The 21284-nt window shown below is 30.5% G+C and carries 18 protein-coding genes; 7 read left to right on the plus strand and 11 right to left on the minus strand.

Annotated elements, in window-relative coordinates; translation table 11 throughout:
- Window positions 1-28: 28 nt before the first annotated feature.
- Complete coding sequence (locus tag Q0820_RS02895; RefSeq protein WP_298484924.1) at window positions 29-1840, plus strand: lysophospholipid acyltransferase family protein; 1812 nt, start codon at window positions 29-31, stop codon at window positions 1838-1840.
- A gap of 294 nt (window positions 1841-2134) precedes the next feature.
- Here the strand turns inward: Q0820_RS02895 and Q0820_RS02900 are convergent, their stop codons facing one another.
- A complete protein-coding gene (locus Q0820_RS02900; protein WP_298484926.1) occupies window positions 2135-3508 on the minus strand; it encodes a glycoside hydrolase family 71/99-like protein in 1374 nt (457 codons plus the stop codon).
- A 145-nt stretch (window positions 3509-3653) separates the two neighbouring features.
- Here Q0820_RS02900 and Q0820_RS02905 point away from each other — a divergent pair, with 145 nt between their 5' ends.
- From Q0820_RS02905 to Q0820_RS02915, 3 genes are read left to right on the plus strand one after another with little or no spacing between them, the layout of a single operon-like run.
- Window positions 3654-3941, plus strand: a complete 288-nt coding sequence (locus tag Q0820_RS02905; RefSeq protein ID WP_298484927.1) for a pentapeptide repeat-containing protein — start codon at window positions 3654-3656, stop codon at window positions 3939-3941.
- Between the two features lie 45 nt (window positions 3942-3986).
- Window positions 3987-4478, plus strand: coding sequence for a DUF6265 family protein (locus Q0820_RS02910; protein WP_298484929.1), 492 nt, complete (start codon window positions 3987-3989; stop codon window positions 4476-4478).
- Between the two features lie 3 nt (window positions 4479-4481).
- Window positions 4482-4832, plus strand: coding sequence for a hypothetical protein (locus Q0820_RS02915; protein WP_298484931.1), 351 nt, complete (start codon window positions 4482-4484; stop codon window positions 4830-4832).
- A 2-nt stretch (window positions 4833-4834) separates the two neighbouring features.
- Here the strand turns inward: Q0820_RS02915 and Q0820_RS02920 are convergent, their stop codons facing one another.
- Complete coding sequence (locus tag Q0820_RS02920; RefSeq protein ID WP_298484933.1) at window positions 4835-5299, minus strand: CBS domain-containing protein; 465 nt, start codon at window positions 5297-5299, stop codon at window positions 4835-4837.
- 195 nt (window positions 5300-5494) lie between these two features.
- Here Q0820_RS02920 and Q0820_RS02925 point away from each other — a divergent pair, with 195 nt between their 5' ends.
- The 3 genes from Q0820_RS02925 (at window position 5495) to Q0820_RS02935 (ending at window position 7628) form a co-directional block, all read left to right on the plus strand.
- Entirely contained in the window at window positions 5495-6301 is an 807-nt protein-coding gene (locus tag Q0820_RS02925; RefSeq protein WP_298484934.1) for an NAD-dependent epimerase/dehydratase family protein, read from the plus strand.
- A gap of 123 nt (window positions 6302-6424) precedes the next feature.
- Complete coding sequence (locus Q0820_RS02930; RefSeq protein WP_298484936.1) at window positions 6425-6799, plus strand: hypothetical protein; 375 nt, start codon at window positions 6425-6427, stop codon at window positions 6797-6799.
- Window positions 6800-6929: 130 nt separating this feature from the next.
- Window positions 6930-7628 carry a hypothetical protein gene (locus tag Q0820_RS02935; RefSeq protein ID WP_298484937.1) on the plus strand — a complete coding sequence of 233 codons (699 nt, stop codon included), beginning with the start codon at window positions 6930-6932 and terminating at the stop codon, window positions 7626-7628.
- Window positions 7629-7678: 50 nt separating this feature from the next.
- Here Q0820_RS02935 and Q0820_RS02940 read toward each other — a convergent pair whose 3' ends face one another.
- The 9 genes from Q0820_RS02940 to Q0820_RS02980 all read right to left on the minus strand — a co-directional run bounded on the left by Q0820_RS02940 (window position 7679) and on the right by Q0820_RS02980 (window position 21253).
- Window positions 7679-8161: a nuclear transport factor 2 family protein gene (locus Q0820_RS02940; RefSeq protein ID WP_298484939.1), complete on the minus strand. Its 483-nt coding sequence runs from the start codon at window positions 8159-8161 to the stop codon at window positions 7679-7681.
- A complete protein-coding gene (locus Q0820_RS02945) occupies window positions 8151-8648 on the minus strand; it encodes a hypothetical protein (protein ID WP_298484940.1) in 498 nt (165 codons plus the stop codon). Before Q0820_RS02945 ends, Q0820_RS02940 begins: the two co-directional genes overlap by 11 nt.
- 56 nt (window positions 8649-8704) lie before the next feature.
- On the minus strand, window positions 8705-10093 hold the full coding sequence (gene rimK / locus Q0820_RS02950) for a 30S ribosomal protein S6--L-glutamate ligase (protein WP_298484942.1): 1389 nt from the start codon (window positions 10091-10093) through the stop codon (window positions 8705-8707).
- 421 nt (window positions 10094-10514) lie between these two features.
- Window positions 10515-11162, minus strand: a complete 648-nt coding sequence (locus Q0820_RS02955; RefSeq protein WP_298484944.1) for a DUF2927 domain-containing protein — start codon at window positions 11160-11162, stop codon at window positions 10515-10517.
- A 112-nt stretch (window positions 11163-11274) separates the two neighbouring features.
- The gene (locus Q0820_RS02960; protein WP_298484945.1) at window positions 11275-14580 is read right to left on the minus strand and encodes a VCBS repeat-containing protein; all 3306 of its coding nucleotides are present in this window, start codon (window positions 14578-14580) and stop codon (window positions 11275-11277) included.
- Window positions 14581-14601: 21 nt separating this feature from the next.
- On the minus strand, window positions 14602-16263 hold the full coding sequence (locus tag Q0820_RS02965) for a glycerol-3-phosphate dehydrogenase/oxidase (protein WP_298484947.1): 1662 nt from the start codon (window positions 16261-16263) through the stop codon (window positions 14602-14604).
- A gap of 44 nt (window positions 16264-16307) precedes the next feature.
- Window positions 16308-17795, minus strand: a complete 1488-nt coding sequence (glpK, locus tag Q0820_RS02970) for a glycerol kinase GlpK (RefSeq protein ID WP_298484949.1) — start codon at window positions 17793-17795, stop codon at window positions 16308-16310.
- A gap of 18 nt (window positions 17796-17813) precedes the next feature.
- Window positions 17814-19466 carry a solute:sodium symporter family transporter gene (locus tag Q0820_RS02975; protein WP_298484951.1) on the minus strand — a complete coding sequence of 551 codons (1653 nt, stop codon included), beginning with the start codon at window positions 19464-19466 and terminating at the stop codon, window positions 17814-17816.
- A 17-nt stretch (window positions 19467-19483) separates the two neighbouring features.
- A complete protein-coding gene (locus Q0820_RS02980) occupies window positions 19484-21253 on the minus strand; it encodes a glycoside hydrolase family 36 protein (RefSeq protein ID WP_298484952.1) in 1770 nt (589 codons plus the stop codon).
- Window positions 21254-21284: the final 31 nt, after the last annotated feature.

Below are 21284 nucleotides of genomic sequence, written 5' to 3' on the forward strand. Positions count from 1 at the left end.
TTTACGGTTCTGAAATTTTTTAAATTCTATGGGTTTAGTAACCGCAAAGGAAGTAGCAGCTGCTATTCATTTAAAAAAATATGGGTTTTTTGGTACTTTTATTGGGTGGATCCTAATGAAAATCACCAGAATATCTAGTATAAATAGATGCTATGATACTTATAAGCACTTAGAAGGTGTTGCTTTCCTACAAGCTATATTAGAACATTATGACATAGATTTTGAGATACCTGAAGAAGATTTTAAAAGACTTCCTAAAAATGGCGCATATATTACCATATCTAACCACCCATTAGGTGGAATAGATGGTGCATTATTACTAAAACTTATATTAGCGCATAGAACCGATTTTAAAATTATTGCAAACTTTTTATTACACAGGTTAACCCCATTAAAACCATATATTTTACCTGTAAATCCTTTTGAGAATCACAAAAGTGCTAAAAGTAGTATTGCTGGTTTTAAAAATGCAATGAAACATTTAAATGATGGTCATCCACTTGGTATTTTCCCTGCTGGAGAAGTATCTACCTATAAAGATGGAAAATTAATTATAGATAAACCATGGGAAGATGCGGCATTAAAACTTATTAGAAAAGCAGAAGTGCCGGTTGTGCCAATATACTTTCATGCAAAAAATAGTAAATTATTTTATCGTTTATCTAAAATAAGTGACGTTTTTAGAACTGCAAAATTACCTTCAGAAGTGTATTCGCAAAAAAACCGTCCTATAAAAATTCGTATAGGGCAACCTATCTCTGTAAAAACACAAAAAGAACAAGGCTCCTTAAAAGAGTTTACAGAGCTTTTACGAAGAAAAACTTACATACTATCCAACGCCTACGAAAAAGAGCGCTTAATAGACCAAATACCTACAACCCTTAAAATACCTAAAGCTCCAAAAAAAATTGCTTCTCCAATTCCAACAGAGGTAATGCAAGGCGAAATAGAAAAATTACGAGAAAAAGATTGTCGTCTTTTACAAAGTAAAAATTATGAGGTTTTCTTAGCACAAGAAAAAGACATGCCTTTTATTTTAAAGGAAATTGGAAGACAAAGAGAAGTAACTTTTAGAGCTATTGGCGAAGGCACAAATAATGCAATAGATTTAGATGTTTTTGACTCTTATTACTACCATCTTTTTCTATGGGATAATACCGAAAAATGTATTGTTGGTGCTTATAGAATGGGAATGGGCTCAGAAATATTCCCTGAACATGGTATAAATGGATTTTATTTACAGGATTTATTTAGAGTGGAACCCGAATTATATGGAATGATGAAAAATTCTATTGAAATGGGTAGAGCTTATATAGTTAAAGATTACCAACAAAAACCAATGCCGCTATTCTTATTATGGAAAGGTATTGTACATACTACTTTAAGGCATCCAGAACATAAATATTTAATAGGAGGTGTAAGCATAAGCAACCAGTTTTCTAATTTCTCTAAATCTTTAATGATTGAGTTTATGAAATCTAATTACTGGGATCCTTATGTTGCGCAATATATACGTCCTAAAAAAGAGTTTAAAGTTAAACTTAAAGATGCCGATAAAGATTTTGTTTTTGACGAAACGCAGGCAGATTTAAATAAGTTTGATAGACTTATTGATGAGGTAGAACCAGGTAATCTTAGGTTACCTGTTCTTATTAAAAAATATATAAAACAGAATGCTAAAGTAATTGCATTTAATGTAGACCCGCTTTTTAATAACTCTGTAGATGGTTTAATGTATATTAAAATAGCAGATTTACCAGAGAGTACTGTTAAACCTGTTATGGAAGAATTTCAGGCAGAATTAGAGCGTAAAATGGCTGACGCTAATACTACCAAATAAAGTATCCTATTCACTTAAGACTAATACAAACCCCTCCATTTTCACATCCAAATTAGTCCTGAAAAGCACAACTAAAAATTTCATTTTTCATTTACTATTAAAAAATAATTTTTAGGGATAAAAAAACCTAAAATATAGTACCAATTGGTATATTATAAATTTATATACCAATTAGACCATAATTAATTGCCTGACAATTAAAGCTATAAATGAAAAGTAGTCGTGAATTAAGGTTTATAAAATATTCTTAAAAATTATATTAAAAACACATACCATTAAGTATATTATTAAGAATTACTTAGAACCATATAACCTATTTACAGCTCTTAATATTAAACGGGCCCTACCTAATTCTGATTGTTTAATTTTTTTGTACGTTCTATTTAAATAGTATTCTACTGCAGCATTACCTTTAAATTCTTTCCTTGCTTTATATAAATCTAATGCAACTTGTAAATCTTGGGGCACATAAGAAACTCCTGTATATTCTTGAAGTAATTGTAAATTAAGAAAACCATATTCTTCCGTTGGCTCTAACATGGTTCCTTCTCCAAAATCATTCCATGTAACTAATTGAATAAAATCTGCAGCTTCATGGTGGGTGTAATTTAATGTCTCTACAAACGTATCCCCATCTGCATGGTTTATATTCCAAGTATGGTTTAATCCCCAACCACCTTCTTCATAAAAGCTATTAAAACCAGGATAACTACTCCCAACGGTTACCAAGTTATTTGTTAAATAAGTATCGTAGTAATATTCATGTGCTAAAAGGTGATCGCCAGCTACCCATAAAAATTCACCAGAGGCATTATTGCCAACCATATTTTGTGCAGCCCATAAGGTTAAAAAATAAGGCTCTTGATCTTGAGGAAATACAGAAAAAATGCTATCCCAATCTGAGGTTGTTGTTATAGTTTCAGGGCCAAAAACAAACATAAGTTCTTTAGAATTATGTTTCAGAAAGTTAGACTTTGTAAAATAGGTGTTTTTAATATAATTAAAATCCATCGTAGCAGCATTTACAACACTAGTTGATAACCCAGCGTTATAAATATCTTGAGCAACGCGATCTTCATACATAATAGAAAATTCCATACCCAAATCTTGCAATCTATTCATAAATGTTTCTGTAGACTGTTTAATAAGTTGGTAATCATATACATCTTTACTACCATACCAATCAAAAATAACACCGTCTATACCAGATAATTTCATCATTAAAAAATGGTATTCTTGTAAATCTGGGTCATTAGAAGAGTATGGGCCAATAATAGGATAGTAATACGAAGCAATTTCTCTTTTACCATTAGCATCTACAGTATTTGGGTTTTTAGTAGCCATTGTCCAGTGTTGCCCCCAATACCCATCAAAATCTAAGCTTTGAAACCAAGGCATATAATGCGCATATACCTTTTTGGGATTATCTTTAACAACATCCATTCCTGAAATATCTACAATCCTTCCTGCCAAAGTAGCTTCTTTAAAACTATCTTCTTCATCTAAAACAGCCCGTAATATAGAATCTGGAATTATTTCGGTAGCTTCTGTACTAAAAACCTCTTGCTTAGACTCTTTAAAATCTTTTGTTTTTTCTTTCTCACAAGACGCAAGAATTAAAAAAAACACTCCGACTAATATTAAAATTACCTTCTTATTATATAACATATAATTAAAATTTTAATTAAAATTGAGGAACGAGGTGAAAGTAAAAATATTTTTAGGAGTTTTTTCCTACAATTAACATATTAACATATTTTTAACATTTACAAGTGCAACACTACCAGTACATTACAATTTTTAAAAGTAAATTATGCAAGCTCCTTTTATACTAGATAAAACATATACTAAACAAGATTATACAACCAACAGGTTACCAAGAGCCGAATATGAGAATTGTATTTTTAAAGAATGTAATTTTGAAAATGGTTTGTTAGATGGGCAAAATTTTATGGAATGTACTTTCATAAAATGCAATTTTAGCGCTACAAACATTACAAACACAATTTTTAAAGAAGTAAGTTTTACTACCTGTAAAATGCTAGGAGTTACATTTGAAACGTGTAATACTTTTTTAATAGATTTTACTTTTAATAATTAAATAGTAGTGAAATTTGTACCTTGTAATGAATACAACCATTTAAAAATGAAATTTACATATATACTTTTCTTACTTTTTTCATTAAATATTTATGCCCAAAATACCATAAAATTAAAAGAAGGTCAAAATTCTCCAAAAGCAAGTTTAGCAGACGTGTCTTGGATTGCCGGCCATTGGAAAGGAGAGGCTTTTGGGGGCATTACTGAAGAAATATGGAGTCCGCCTTTAGGAAATTCTATGATGTTTGTTTTTAAACTAGTAAGCGAAGGGAAAGTGCAATTCTATGAAATTGGACATATTAAAGAGCAAGAAGAAAGCCTTATATTACAACTAAAACATTTTACAGAAAATTTAAAAGGTTGGGAAACAAAAGAACAAACTATAGACTTTAAACTTGTTAAGCTAGAAGAAAACAAAGTATATTTTGAAGATTTTACAATAGAAAAATTAAATGCTAATGAAATTAATTTATATGTTTTAATAGCACATGAAGATGGCACTAAAAAAGAAGAAAAATTTAATTACAAAAAACTGTAGTTAATGAAAAAGAAATGCTTAGAATGTAATACCGAAATTATAGGAAGAATTGATAAAAAATATTGTTCTGACTATTGTAGAAATGCTTACAATAACAAAGTAAATAAAGACAGTAAAAATTTAATTAGAAATATAAATAATAGACTTAGAAAAAATTATAGAATATTAGATAGCTTTAAATTAAAAGACGGTAAAACAAATACAACCAGAACTAGGCTATTAGATAAGGGTTTTGATTTTGATTTTATTACTAATCTCTATACAACAAAAAAAGGCACAACCTATTTCTTTATATATGATTTAGGTTATTTGCCTTTAGATAATGATTACTATATGATAGTTAAAAGAGAGTAAATTTATTTATAATTTTGCCCACTTAATTTTAGTGCTGCAATTACAATATCTTTTCTACTAATTTGTCCTACAAGAATACCATTTTTCATTACAGGTAATCTACGCCTATTGTTGTTATAAAATATACCTGCAGCATCAAAAATACTAATGTCATTATCAATAGTTTCTACATTCTTAGTCATAAACTTTTCTACACTTTTATCTAGTATAGGCTGGTTAAAATAACGGCTTTCAGATATTTGTTTCATGCAATCCGCTTCAGATATAATACCTACAAGAAATCCGTTAGAATCTATAACAGGGCCACCAGAGATATGGTTTTTAGCAAAAAGCTCCATCACCTCTAAAATAGATTGTTCTGGACTAAACGTAAGGAGTTTTTTTGTCATATAATCTTCAACCAAAAAAGGAGCATCAAATTCCTTTTTTGTACTTTTCCTTACTCCCTGAAAGCTTTTAATTCCCATATACGTTATTTTTAAGGTTGATTACTAAAGATAGGAAAAAATATGAATTACGCAATAAATATTAATGTTAATTGAATTAATAATACCATTAAAAAGATTTTTATGTAAAATTCGTATTAAAAAAATTAATACATCTACCGTAACAAAAAAAATATTTTACCGCTTATATTTACAATAAATAGCACTACAAACTATATGAAAAATATTGGAATATTAGGCTGCGGTTGGCTAGGGTACCCACTAGCAAAAGAACTTTTAAAGGATGCTTACAATGTATATGGCTCAACAACCTCACAGAGCAAAATTGAAAAACTAGAAAATGATGGAATAAAAGCTTCCAAAATTATATTCTTTGAAGATAAAATTGAAGGGGACATTATTACCCTTCTAAAGCCCTTAGATATAGTAATTATTAATATTCCACCAAGATTAAGAGGGAAAATTAGAGAGAATTTTATAAAAAAAATGACACTCCTTCATGCAGAAATAAAAAAAACAAAATGCTCTAAAATTATATTTATTAGTAGTACTGCGGTTTACGGGAATGTAAGTGGAACTGTTACCGAAGAAAGTAAAACCCAACCAAACACAGAATCTGGAAAACAATTACTCGTATGCGAAAAACTTTTTTTAGAAGACCCTGAATTACAAACAACTATTATTAGATTTGGTGGCTTAATTGGTCCAGATAGGCATCCGGTAACAATGCTTTCAGGTAAAGAGAACTTAACTAATGGAAATGCCCCTGTTAATTTAATTCATGTACAGGATTGCATTTCTATTATTAAAACTAGTATTAGTAAAGGTTGGTGGAATGTTACTATGAACGCGGTACACCCATTACACCCAACCAAAAAAGAATACTATGCCCAAGAAGCATTATTAAGGGGCATAAAACCCCCAAAATATATAACTTGTAATGAAGTAAACAGCAAGAAAGTGGACTCTACATGGCTTATAAATGTTAAAAAATACCATTTTCACACCTCAATTTATAGTTAAGACACATCAAAAGGAACGTTTTTCACAACAAAAAGAGTGTTTTTGTGTTAATTATATAACTGAAAAACAGAAGGTTATCGACGAAATACATACCTTTATATTAAATTATTAAATATAAAAGCCATGAAAAATTCAAGTTTAAAAAGGAGAATTTTACTGGATGTTGAAAACCTAATTTCTCGTAGTAGCTCCTTTCAAAAAAGTAGTTCAAAGTTTAATAAATTGCATGTTGCCATATTAAAAAAGCATTACAATGCAGCAGATGTTTCTATAGATTATCATAGAAACCGTGTTACAATGAATATAATTGTAGATGATAAACAATATGATCCAAAAACCATAAATACAAACCTAAGTACAATCTATACAAATCTGTTTTTTGAAAATTTAAAAGATTTTTTAAACTCCTGTATAGATAAGGACACAAAAAGTTTGGCCTTTTATGCCAGTTTACTTAGAACTTTTACAAAAAAAGAAGTAAAACTAAGTATCGTTTAAATTATTCACTTCAAATTATGAAAAAGGGATACTCAAAGTATCCCTTTTTTTATTAAAATGTGTTTTAAAGATAATATTAACAGAATACTCTAAATTATTTAATAGTTTAGTGCATTAAATTTTATTAAAAATGAAAAAAATATTTTTTGCCTTTATAGTACTTATAGGAGTATCTGCTATTGCACAAACTAAAACCGAATTACAAAAGCACTATGAAGCTTTTTATAAAGAAATGAGATTACAGGGCGATGTAACTGGTGTTATAAATGCACTTACGCATTTAAACGTTATTGCGCCATCTAAACAAAGAAAAGACACCTTAGCCTTTATTTATGCTAATGACAATCAACATTTACAGGCATTAAATACCATAGGAATAGAAAAATTAGATACAGATTCTGATTTAGCTGTACAGGTAAAAGGAATTTCTTTAAAAGCTTTAAACCAACCTAAAAGAGCATTAGAACAATTTGAAGTTTTAAACAAAAGAACTCCAAATGTTTATTTGGCTTATGAAATTGCTGATTTAAAAATACAAACAGGTGATAAAGTTGGAGCTGAGAGCCATATAGAATATGGTATTACTAATGCAAAAGAGGATATGAAATATGCTTTCTATGAACGCCAACAGCCTTATGAGGTGCCGTTAAAAGCTGCTTTTTTACATTTAAAAGCTTTAGCAATTTATAAAGCAGATATGACTAACGTAGATGACGCTATAGCTTTAATTGATCAAGCTCTTACAATAGACCCAAAATTTAACTTAGCTAGTTTAAGTAAACAAGCTTTGGTAGCTAGAAAAGAAAAAACTCCTGAAAAAGAAAAATAATACTTTTAGGCCTAAAAAAAAGGGAAGAGCGCTGCTCTTCCCTTTTTTGTTTACTTATTTTTCAATGTCATTTTCTCTTCTTTTTTTAATACAATAACTTCTTTAATTTTCTCATTAGGAATGGTGATAGACAAAACATAATGTGCAATTTTCCATTGACCGTTAACTTTCTTTACTATTCCAGAACCCCTGCAAATTCCCATTTGCGTTTCTAAAAGCTCATCAAACCAAGCTATGTCTTTATCTTTATTGTATACATTTCTCTCTATAGCGGTAAAACTCCATGCTTTTCCATTATCAAAATAAGGTTTACAATATTCTTTAAAATCCTTGTTTTGCCAATTCTCAGAAGCATCTGTTCCTATAAAAACAGCATCCTTGGTCATTTTTCCAAAATAAGCATCAAAATTTGCATCTGCAGCTGCTTTATGCCATTCTGTTATAACTTTATTTATTTGTTGTTTTTCTATGGTTTGAGAAAAAGAAGTAAAAACACCTAAAAAAAATACGATAAAAAGTAGATTATTCTTCATCTAGAATAAGTTTATTATTTAATGTATTATTAAGCAACACATTAAATTGATTACGCATAGCATTATATGCATTTATAAATGCTATGACAGATTCTTCTGCGTTTATTTGATATTCTAAATCGCCTTTGGTTTTTAATAGATACGTAAGTGCTATTTTTTGTCTACTCTTTACCTGTGGTAAATTAAAATCTTCTGGGTATTTAGATTTTGCTAGTAACTTCTGTTTTTCTATTAAATCTTCTATAATTAAAATTAAATCTTCTTTTCCTTCTACACCATAAATAGCGTCAAAACTAGAATCAAAAGCATTAAATTCTGGCCACTCACTTAAAATAGTGCCCGCTTTACCAGCTACCGTTAACTTTTTAGGCCATTTTTTTGTTTCTATTTTAACTATTTGATCCTGTGTAGAACTTACTTCTTTTTCTTTAGTGTTACAGCTAAAAAAAGCTAAAAAAAGAGCTCCTAAAATAAATACGCTTCTCATACTACGAAGGTACAAATTTTAGGAGCAGATATAGTAATTATGCTATTATAGAAATTTTATTTTACAGTACTACTCGAAAATTTAAGCTTGTTTTCAATAGCAACAATCATACTATTAGCTATATCCTTTCCTGTTGCATTTTCTATACCTTCCAAACCTGGAGAAGAGTTAACTTCTAGTAATAAAGGTCCTTTATTAGACCTAATAATATCTACCCCTGCAACAGCAAGTCTTAACGCTTTTGCTGCTTTAATAGCTAGCTTTTTTTCTTCTAATGTAATTTTTACGACAGATGCTTTTCCTCCTTGATGAATATTTGCTCTAAACTCTCCTTTTTGTGCTTGTCGTTGCATAGAGGCAACTACTTTACCGTTAACCACAAAACAACGAATATCTTGCCCATTTGCTTCTTTAATAAACTCTTGGACTAAGATGTTTGTTTGTACACTTTTAAAAGCATTAATTACACTTTCTGCAGCTTTATTTGTTTCTGCTAAAACCACACCTTTACCTTGTGTGCTTTCTAGTAACTTTATTATTAATGGCGCTCCGTTTACCATGCGTATTAAGTCTTTGGTGTCCATTGGAGATTTTGCAAACCCAGTTATTGGTATTTGTATATCGTTTTTAGAAAATAATTGAGATGCAAATAGTTTATCTCTAGACTGTGTAATTGCCTCCGCAGAATTTTGGCAATATGCCCCTAAAAAATCGAACTGACGAATAAGTGCACAACCATAAAAAGTAACTGCAGGTTTTATTCTTGGTATTACGGCATCAAAATCATTTAAAATAGCACCTCCCCTATATCTCATTTCTGGAGATTTGGCATCTAATTTCATATATGCCTGCTCTACATTTAAAAAAATAATTTCATGTCCTCTAGCTTCGGCAGCTTCTATAATTCTTTTATTACTATATAACTTTGGATTACTTGCAAGTAACGCTATTTTTAATCCTGTTTTTTCTTTAAAATATGGTTTATACTTTGCATCTATTTCTTTTTCTGTAAAGTCTTGGATTAAATAGTTTTCCGCAGAATTTACCATAAACCTTTGGTTAATTGCCTCTCTACCTAAGAGCATTCTAAACTCCATAGTATCTCTGTTAGCCAATGTTAATTCTATTTCAAAAACATCTTTTCCTAAAGTAACAGCTGTTTTGATTACTAAGCGCTCTTCAGAAATACCAGAAGAACTTTTTACCATTCTACGATCTACTAATTTAGCATCGCATTCTATACTTATGCTTCTATTTTCTTGAAGTGGGTTAATATCAAACTTAACCCATTCTTCTGCTCCTTTAGAATAAACTTTAATATTTGTGGCTTGTATAGACGAAGTTTTTGCACCAGAATCTACCCTAGCTTTTATTGCAGGAACTCCTAAATCATTAAAAACACACCATTCTTCACTACCAATAATTCCTAAATTATTTACTGCCATAAATTTTATTCTTAAAATAATTTATCTAAAAAACATTCTTTTAAAAGTACTCTTATTTTGTGTAGAAAAACACAAAAAATAGTGTTGCATTTTTTTGGCAAATGAAAACAAAAAAAAGGAAATTCAATACTATTAATTAAAAAAAGGAAATAATATAATCTTCTCTTAACAAAAATGAATGCTATGCTCAACAAGCATCTTATTCTTATATAAAAAAAGCTGCATAAATGCAGCTTTAATAAACTTAAAAATGGTGGGATTAAAATTCTGAATGTTTTTTTATTTCAGACAACATAGTTTTTCGAAACTCTTCTATCTGAGAATCTGATTATATTTCGTAATCCATAAAAAATAAACCTTCTATTTCTTATGAAAGAAATATTAGAAATATACAACACGCTAAATTGTGCTCTAAGTACATTTATTCATTAATCAAAATATTTCTTAATAACTCATCAACTTCATTTATACCTAATCCAACCTTCATATCTGGATGATATAAAAGTCTTATTAATTCTTTATCAATAATTGAATATTCTGTTGCAAAACCACCATTACTAAATGTCTCATAGAATATGCTATATAAATATCTTGGCGAATCTTTTCCTAGCCCCAATGTTTGTGTAATTTCTTCTAAAATTAAACTCTTTTGTTGCGTTAAATTTGGGCGATTTATATCGATGAAGATTCTTCCTTTATTTATAATATTATTATCATCCCAACAAACATTAAAAAGTGCAAAATTTGACCTTATTTGACCTTCAGCATCTGGAAATTTTTCAATAAATTCTGATGCAGAGCCAAAGAACATATAACAATTAGCAAGGTCAGGTTTGTTTACAATCTCTATTAAAAAGCCGTCTGTTGCGAGCTCGTTTATATCACTTACAGTTTGTTCTACTTTATTAATTAATGAAGACGAAGGAATTCCATCTAAAAAAATCTTCATTGGAGCATTCCATTTACGAGTAATATTAGAAGCATTACCCATTTCAAAACCTAATGCTATTTCTTTAAAATAATTAATCGTAAGGAGTTCTTGCTTATCTAACTGTAATTCAAGCAGCATCTCATCATTGTTTTTAGAGCATGATAAGACTAAAATCAATAAAGCAAATAATCCTGAAAATTTATTATACATGCATGCAATTATATTTTTATTCTTTTTGTATAACACAATTTTACTTTTTCTTAACTATTTCAACAAAATCATTATTTCTTACAGCAATAATATATTGCTGCTCATTTACTTTTATACTATTCATATCTTTTACATCACCAGGAACAAAGAAACCTGTTTCGTGAGCATTTAAAACTTGGAATTCTCCTTTTCCGTTACCTTTAAGAAACTGCCCGTAACCAGCATCATTTCTTGGTGTTTCTACTTCAGAAACAAATAAATTACCTGCTATTAAGGCATCTAAAAAACCATCTTTATCATAATCATCCACCAAAATTTGATTAATGCTAGAAACTTGGGCTTCTCTTGGAAGTTCATGTATTATAAATTTATTGTCCTTATTTTCTAGATAAATACTAGCAAATGATTTTACTTGGTAATGCAAAGAAGATGCTAATGACTTTTCTGAGTATACATCTACTAGAGTGGCATTAGAAAAACTCTCATAATTCTGAAATTTCTTTTTAATACCTGGTATTTGTTGCGAAGAGCATTCGCGCCCTCTTACTGGATATTTTTTTCCTTCGTTATAATAACTTAATACAATGTCTTCTTTGTTGTCCTTATCAAAATCATTTACATAAATATCAAAGGTCTCTTCATTTGTTGCTTTATACTTATAGTTTAAACCATTATTACCTACTATATAATCCATATCACCATCTCCATCAAAATCTCCTTCTTTAATACTCCACCACCAACCTGTAGTATCTTTTGTTAAACCTAAATCTTCTGATACTTCTAAAAAACCAGTTTGTGTATTTTTAAAAACACGAATAGACATCCATTCTCCTACTAATATTATATCTAACCAACTATCGTTATTATAATCTGTAATAACAGCACTGGTAGCCATTCCCAAATTTTTAAATTTGTCTGTTATATTTTCTGGAAAAAAATTAAACTTAACCCCTTGCTTATCACTTGTGTTTTTAAGTACATATGTATTTGCCGGACTTGGGTATTTTCCTGGTATTTGTCTTCCTAACACTAATAAATCTTGTTTACCATCTTTATCAAAATCTGCTGTATATACTTTTGATGAGCTTGTAATCATTTTAGGTAATGTACCTTCGGTTGCTTTTGTAAATTCTCCTTTACCATTATTTATATACAACCTATCTTGCAACATTTTAGAAGTTGGTGAAAATTCATAACCGCCACTCGTAACATATAAATCATTATCTCCATCACTATCGGCATCAAAAATTAATGCCCCAACATCTTCACTTAACTTGTCTTCATTAAATACTTGTGTTTCTTGTTTTATAAAGCCCTCTTTATTTTGATAAAAAAGTGCACCAACTTTACCAAAAGACCCACCAACAAAATAATCTTCTAGACTATCGTTATTTAAATCTCCTACTGCTAATGCAGGTCCAAAACTTGACATTTTATGCGGTAAGAGTACCTGATACTTAAAATCATCAAACATATTTTCTTCATGAGTATACCTAGGAAAGGTACTCGTTGTATCTGTTACAAATAATTTTTCTTTTTCTACTATAGTGCTTTTTTCTTGCGTAGCGTTTACATATTTTAATTTAAGGTTTTGATTAGCCTTAACATTTTTTAGCGTTTGGACCTTACCATCTGTCCAAATAACTTTTAGCTCTTCTACAATATTCTCTTTACCTAATCCAAAATGTAGTTCAGGAGCTACTGAAGATTGAAAACCTCTAGTTAATGTTAATTCTTGCATTTGCGTCTTATTTGCTGTCTTTACAAATACTCTATTTCCTAAACCAAATTTATTACCGTCTATACCATTAAAAGTTATTTTTAAATAATTGGTGTTTTGTGCGCTAGAATTCTCAAATACAGAGGCATAATCATCTATATTATTAGTAATAAGTTCTAAATCGCCATCATTATCTAAATCTGCATAAGATACCCCATTAGAAAAGCCTTTATAAGAAATTCCCCAGCGTTCATTTACCTGTTCAAAATCTAGATTTCCTTTATTTCTATACATAAAGTTGTCTATTTTTTCGGATGGTATTTTTAAACTTAATTCTAATTTACTTGCAGCATCAATATTTGTGTTTTTTATTTTTGTAAAGTAATCTCTATTATTTACTTCTCTACGCGTACCGTTTGTTACAAATAAATCTTTAAGGCCATCATTATCAAAATCTGCAAATAAAGGCCCCCAACTCCAATCTGTAGAAGATGTTCCTGTTATTCTAGACACGTCTGAGAAGTATGGGTTTCCGTTTTTAAAAACACCAGAATTTACCTGAAAACAATTTTGCATATACTGATAATGAAAGCCTGCGTTAACAACATCCCAAAAAAGTGTTGGGTTCATACTAGCCATATTTGCTTTTTGGCGCCTATTATTATTCGCATCCATGTCTACCTGGAAAATATCTAGATATCCATCATTATTAAAATCTGCAATATCTACACCCATTCCATAAAAAGCGGTATGCGCTGTACTTTCTTTTACTACTTCTTTAAAAGTACCGTCTTGGTTATTAATGTACATGTAATCTGGCGAACTAAAATCATTAGACACATATAAATCTGGCCAGGAGTCGTTATTTATATCGCCTACGGTAGCACTTAGTGAGAGTCCAAAACTCTTTAATTTTGCTTCATTGGTAACATTAGAATACGTATTATTATCATTTCTATATAAATGGTCTGTTTCTACTTCACTAACATTTGCCATTTTATGAGTATACACAAAGGTTGGTGCATTAAAAGGTGTTTCTGGATAATTGGCTACATATACATCTAAATCGCCATCTTTATCGTAATCAAAAAAAGTAGCTTGCACGCTATTACCAATATCTGCTAAGCCGTATTCTTTTGCTTTTTCTGTAAAAGTACCATCTTGGTTATTAATGAATAACTGGTTTTCTTTAGGATTAAATTTACCTGCTACAGAACAATAGATATCTAAAAAGCCATCATTATTAACATCTGCCATAGTAACTCCTGTGTACCATCTACTATCACCAGCTACCCCTGCCTCTTTAGTTATATCTTTAAATTCTAGGTTTCCTTTATTTACATATAATTTGTTTGCAACTTGGTTGCCTGTAAAATAAATATCTTGTAAACCATCATTATTAATATCGCCAACAGCAACACCACCTCCCATATACAAATAGGAGTATGTAAAGTAATTTAAAGAATCATTTTCTACAAGGGTGTTTTTAAAATTTATATTAGATTTTGTATGATTTAGGCTAGCGAATATTTTAGCACTCTTTACCTCTTCTTTTGTTGTACAATTTAAGAACTGCAACAAAAAAATACTGTAACATAGGGTTTTTAATAGTATTCTCTTCATCATTACCTAAATATATCAAGAAAATTAAATCTTTGCTGCTTTCATAGCATGCGTTTCTATTTCTTTAGCTAATATGGCAGCATATTCTTGTATTTTGTCTTCATTTAAATTAAAAATAGTTTTAAACTCTGCTAAAATTACAGTTTGGTATTTTTGTAAACTATCAATATCAAAATATAGCCTTCCGGTTCTTCTAATAAAGAAATCCATTGGTGTTACTACCATTTCATTTTCTATACAAAAGTCTAATTCTGCTAAAATTAAATTTTCAAACGCATTTTCTCCTTTTTTTGTTTTAAAAATAGTTAGTATTTGCTCTGATTGCTTCCCATAAGTTGTAGTTAAATACCACGCAGTATAAGAATCTAAACCTAATTTCTCTACATCTTTTGTAAGAGTCTTTATATATTTTTTTACTTCTTTATACTTTTTCCACGGCCCACCGATTAAAGGTATTTTATCTGTAAATACATCTTTGTAATCTACTTGAGTTTCTTTTTCTAGTTTTTTTTGAACTTTATCCACAACTCTTTCTGCCATTTTTCTATAGCCAGTAAGTTTACCGCCAGCCATACTAATTAGACCCGTATCTGAAATAAATATCTCGTCTTTTCTAGAAAGTTCTGAAGGAGATTTACCTTCTTCATGAATTAAAGGTCGTAAGCCTGCCCAAGAAGATGCAATATCTTTACGTTCTAAATTTACAGCAGGAAACATGTTATTTATAGCATGTAATAAATAATCCGCATCTTCTTCCGTTGCTCTTACCTCATTTTTATCTAGGGTATAATTGGTATCTGTGGTACCTGCATATGTAATTTTTCCTCTTGGAATAGCAAACATCATACGACCATCTGGAATATCAAAATACACAGATTGTTTTAAAGGTAATTTATCTTTTGGAAATACTAAATGCACCCCTTTTGTAAGATGTAATTGTTTGCCTTTTTTAGAATGATTTACCTCTCTAAGCTCATCTACCCATGGACCAGCTGCATTTATTACATACTTTGTTTTTATAGTATACTCCTCTCCGTTCAATTCGTCTTTAACTTTTACCCCTTTAATTTGTTCATTTGCATATATAAAATCTTGTACTTTTGCATAATTTAAAGGTGTACCACCGTAGTTAATTGCTGTTTTTATATTTTCTAAAGTTAACCTTGCATCATCTGTTCTATACTCCGCATAATACCCAGAACCTTTTAATATTTTTTCTGGTAATAAAGGTTCTAATTCTAAGGTTTCTTCCTTATTCATCATCTTACGCTTATCATCGCCTTCTACATTGGCTAAAATGTCATAAACCTTTAAACCAATAGAAGTCATCCACTCCCCATAAGAGCCATTTTCTATTAAAGGAAGTAACATTTTTTCTGGAATAACTAAGTGTGGCGCCAATTTATGAACAATAGCACGCTCTGTACCCACTTCTTTAACTAAAGAAAGTTCAAATTGCTTTAAATATCGTAGTCCGCCATGAATAAGTTTTGACGATTTACTACTAGTTCCTGAAGCAAAATCTCCTTTTTCTAGCAAAGCAACTTTCATTCCTCTAGAAGAAGCATCTAAAAGAATTCCTGCTCCTGTTATTCCTCCTCCTATTACAACTAGATCGTATTCCTCTTCTTTAAGTTTCGATATTATTTTATCTCTATTAAGACTTGTAAATTTTATATTTTTCATACCTGTAGAACTTATCTTTTTAAATTATTAGATAAGCTGTTTTTTTAATTAGTATCCCATTTCATTGTACGTTTTACAGCTTTTCTCCAGCCTTTGTACATTTTTTTTCTTTGTGTTTTTGTAAATACAGGCTCAAAAATTTGATCTATAGTTTTACTTTCCAAAACATCTTCTTGTGTCCATAAACCTATTGTTATTCCTGCCATATAAGCTGCACCTAAAGCAGTAGATTCTATAGACTTTGGCCTTACAACCTCTTTATTTAATAAGTTAGATTGAAACTGCATTAAATAATTATTTGCTGCAGCACCTCCATCTACTTTTAGCCTTTTTAATTTAAAGCCAGCATCGGCCTGCATAGCATCTAAAATATCTCTAGTTTGGTAGGCTAAGCTATCTAATGTAGCTTTTGTAATGTGTCTAGAACCAGTATCTCTTGTTAATCCAAAAATGGCTCCTTTAGCATACATATCCCAATAAGGGGCTCCTAATCCTGCAAAAGCAGGTACTACATATACAGGATTTTCTTCTTCTAAATCCTCTGCTATTTGTTGCGTTTCTTGAGCAGATTTTATTAACTTCATTTCGTCCCTAAGCCATTGTACTGCAGCTCCTGCAATAAAAATACTACCTTCTAAAGCATAGGTTACTTTACCATCTAATCCCCATGCAATTGTAGTAAGCAGTCCATTATTAGAATACTGCGGTTTTTTCCCTGTATTCATTAATAAAAAACAACCTGTGCCATATGTATTTTTAGCTTCTCCTTTTTTTAAACATGCCTGCCCAAATAAAGCCGCTTGCTGATCCCCTAAGACACTTGCTATAGGAATTTTAGTTCCTTTAATTTCATATTCTCCAAAAATACTAGAAGAAGGTTTTACTTCTGGAAGCATACTTTTAGGAATTTGTAACTCCTCTAAGAGGTTCGCATCCCAAGAAAGCGTATTTATATTATACAATAAAGTTCTAGAGGCATTAGTATAATCTGTTACATGCTGCTCACCATTAGTTAAATTCCAAATTAACCAAGAATCTACTGTGCCAAAACGTAATTTTCCTTCTTGTGATTTTTCTTTTGCACCTTCTACATTTTCTAAAATCCATTTAATTTTAGTTCCAGAAAAATAAGAATCTACCACTAAGCCTGTATTTTCTCTTATATATTTTGTGAGTCCTTTTTCTTTTAAAGTCTCGCAATAATCACTAGTCCTTTTATCTTGCCAAACTATAGCATTATACAATGGTTCCCCTGTATCTGCATCCCAAACAATAGTTGTTTCTCTTTGGTTAGTAATTCCTATTGCTTTTATATACTCTAAACAAATTTTGGTGTTCTCTAATAATGTATGAAAAACACGCAATTGGGATTCTAGTATTTGTTTAGGGTCATGCTCTACCCAACCAGATTTAGGATAAATTTGTTCAAATTCTTCTTGCTCTATTTGTATAATTTGTCCTTTCTTATCTATCAATAAGGCTCTGGAACTTGTTGTTCCTTGGTCTAATGAAATGATATAAGAATTTTCCATAATTAAATTAATATGAGATTAAAAAATGAGATAGGTGCTTAATACTAAAATAGTAATTAAAGCTCCAACGAGTATGGCATATTTCCAAGGCTTAATATTTACTTTACCAGAATCTTCTAAAATAAAATCTGTATCTCTTGGGAAAACTTTCCCTACTACTAGTAATACTATAATGTTAAACACAAATAAAATTCCCATTACATGCAAAAAATGCGGATAGGCTTCTGCCTTTATTATACTTAACGCTTTGGGGTCCGTTATACCATCTATTCCTGCTTGTACTAAGGCTACATCTATAAAATAAGGGCTTAACACAAACTGGCTAATTAAGTATATTAAAACTCCAAAAACAAGTACTATTTTAGCACCCAATGCAGGAACTTTTCTGGTATATAACCCAACAATTACTACCGCAAAAATTGGAACACTTAAACTACCCAACATAACTTGAATGTAGTTAAACAAACCATCTGGAGCATTACTAATAAATGGTGCAATTACCATAGAAACAAAAGCCAAAATAATTCCGAATATTTTACCTGCCTTTACCGTTTGTAATTCCGAAGCTTCTTTATTGAAAAATTGTTTATATAAATCAAAACCAAATAAGGTTACACTACTATTTAGTAAACTATTAAATGAGCTTAAAACTGCTCCAAAAAGAACTGCGGCAAAAAAGCCCATAAATGCAGGCGGCAACACCGTTTTTACTAATGTTGGATACGCTAAATCTGCATTTGGTAAATCTCCTTTAAATAAATGCCACGCTATAACTCCTGGTAGAACAACAATAATAGGAATTAGGAACTTTACTAAAGCAGCAAGAATAACTCCTTTTTGCCCTTCTGCTAAGTTTTTTGCTCCAAAAACACGTTGCATAATGGCTTGGTTGGTTCCCCAATAATATATTTGTGCCAACATCATTCCTGTAAAAATTGTACCTACAGGAATTGAAGAATCTACATCCCCCGTTACATCAAATTTTTCAGGGTTAGTTTCCCATAAGGTATTTAATCCTGTAAGTATACCGCCATCTTCACTTATTGCCATTAATCCAAAAATAGGAATAGTAATACCTCCTATTAACAAACCAATTGCGTTTATTAAATCGGAAACCGCAACCGCTTTTAATCCTCCAAAAATTGCGTAAACAGAGCCTATAAGCCCTATGCTCCATACACAAACCCAAATAGTAGCGGCTTGCGACAGCCCAAACAAGGTAGGCAAATCGAACATGGTACTAAATGCTAAAGAACCAGAATACAGTACCGTTGGCAATAGTACTAAACCATAGGCTACCAAAAACAGAACAGACATTATTGTCTTTGTTCTTTTATCAAACCTATTTTCTATAAACTCTGGTATTGTAGTAATACCTGCTCTCATGTATTTAGGCAAAAAGAATATTGCTGTTGCAATCATTGCAATGGCCGCTAGGGTTTCCCAAGCCATTACCAAAATACCTTCTGTAAAAGCTTGACCGTTTAAGCCTACAATTTGTTCTGCAGATAAATTAGTTAATAATAAAGAACCTGCAATTGTTATTGCTCCTAAACTACGACCTCCTAAATAGTAGCCATCCGCTGTTTTTTCATTAGTTTTTCTTGATGCATACCAAGCTATCACAGCTACTAAAACTGTAAATCCTATAAAAGAAAAAATGGACAACATTCCCATATTATTAAGGTTTAAGAGGTTATTTTACTTAGTTTTACAATACCGCAAGAAGGCACATTTAATGCAAGAACTCCTTTTTCTAGATTAATTTCTTCATTACGAACTATTTCTCCTTGACAACTAAAAATAGTACAATTATAACTTCCAAAGTTAGTACTGTTATTAACTATTAGTTGATTTTCCGTTTTTGCATTTAATAAATGAACTTCGGCATCGCCTTTTTCAATAGTTGCAACAACATTATCATACACTCCAATAATTGTTTTGCTATTTTTTGATATTCTTTTGGTTGAATAATTAGCTAACGGTTTTGATGGTATAAAATTACCGTTCATAAATATGTCTGCATTTTCATTCCAATACTTCGTGTAAAAAGCAATCATTTTTTTCTCTTCGACTGATGCTTTAGATAAAAAGATTGAAAGTTGCGGAACACCAAAAAAAGTATTTATTAACTGTAAAGATGCAATCTCTAACGGCTCGTCTTTATGCCAAGTAACCATATCTGAATGTACCGCTGTGTTTCCACATAGCATTTTAATATCTGCAATTCTTATTCTATTCATAGTTGCATCTCCAGGACAATCAAAAGCTCTAAACATATTACCATATTTACGCATTGCCGGTCCTGTATATTTTTGACGAAACTCTATAAAAACGTTTGGATTTATAGCTTGTAAAGCGTTTGCAACATCGGTTAACAAACGATCTACTGCTGCATTAATAGAAGCATAATCTCTACCGTTTTCTTTTTGTATTGGTGTGTCTTTATACAATCTAAAATCATCAATAAAATCTAGTTTAAATCCATCTAAATTCCAATCCTTTAAAGCATTTGTATAAATATTTATTAGATACTCTCTTACCTCGGGATAACGTGGATCAAAAACTGGTGCCCAACGGTGGTCTTCGGTTAAAAATTTACCTTTAAATTTTTTATAAGCTTCCGATTTTTTCCCGCAAAAAGGAACCGAATACCATAAAGCAGCTTTCATTCCTGTTTTATGAATATCACTTATATATTTTTTCATATTAGGAATACGGTCTGGTTTCCAATCTCCAGTATAATCGTATCCTCTATTGTTATCGTTTGTTTGCCAACCATCATCAATAATTACAGCTTTATAGCCTAAATCATAGGCTAGCTTGCATTCCTCTAATAATAAATTACAATCTAAATCTTGATGAAACTGGTACCATGTAGAATACAATGGCATTTTTGCTATTGCTGGCACATGTGTTGGTTTTAGGTTTTCAAAAGTTTCCCACCATTTAGAAACATCTCTTATAGTTTCTGAAAAATGGATAGCTCTAGAATCTAATCGTATTTGAGTTTTAAAATTTTTTAATGCATAATGTTGCTCCATAAAAAAAGTAATATGACAATAAAAACAATTGTCTTCTTCTCTTAATCGTGCATTCATTTCTAACTTATTAATTGCGTTAGAACATGCAAATGTTAGTACATTACTATCATCATTACCAAATAAATTAATAATTGGAGCATCTATAGAAATTCTAGATTCCATATGGTCTAGTTCCCAATCTGCCTGAATTCTTTTATTAAAATCTGTTGTTGGCTTCCAAACGCCTTTTACATTAACTCCTGGAATTTTCCATTCTACAGATATTGGTTTAGGAAATACTTCTGTATCACAGTTTACTTCTAAATCGTATATAAGTACACCTTCTTCATCTTGCACCTTAGTTAAGGTTCCGTTCATAGATTTTTGTAATCCTTTAATACGCAAATCTTCTATATGACTAGTAGTTATAATCATTCTATTCTATTATTAAGTAGCTATTTTAACT

It is taken from the genome of uncultured Maribacter sp., from assembly GCF_947495965.1.
Classification (GTDB): domain Bacteria; phylum Bacteroidota; class Bacteroidia; order Flavobacteriales; family Flavobacteriaceae; genus Maribacter_B.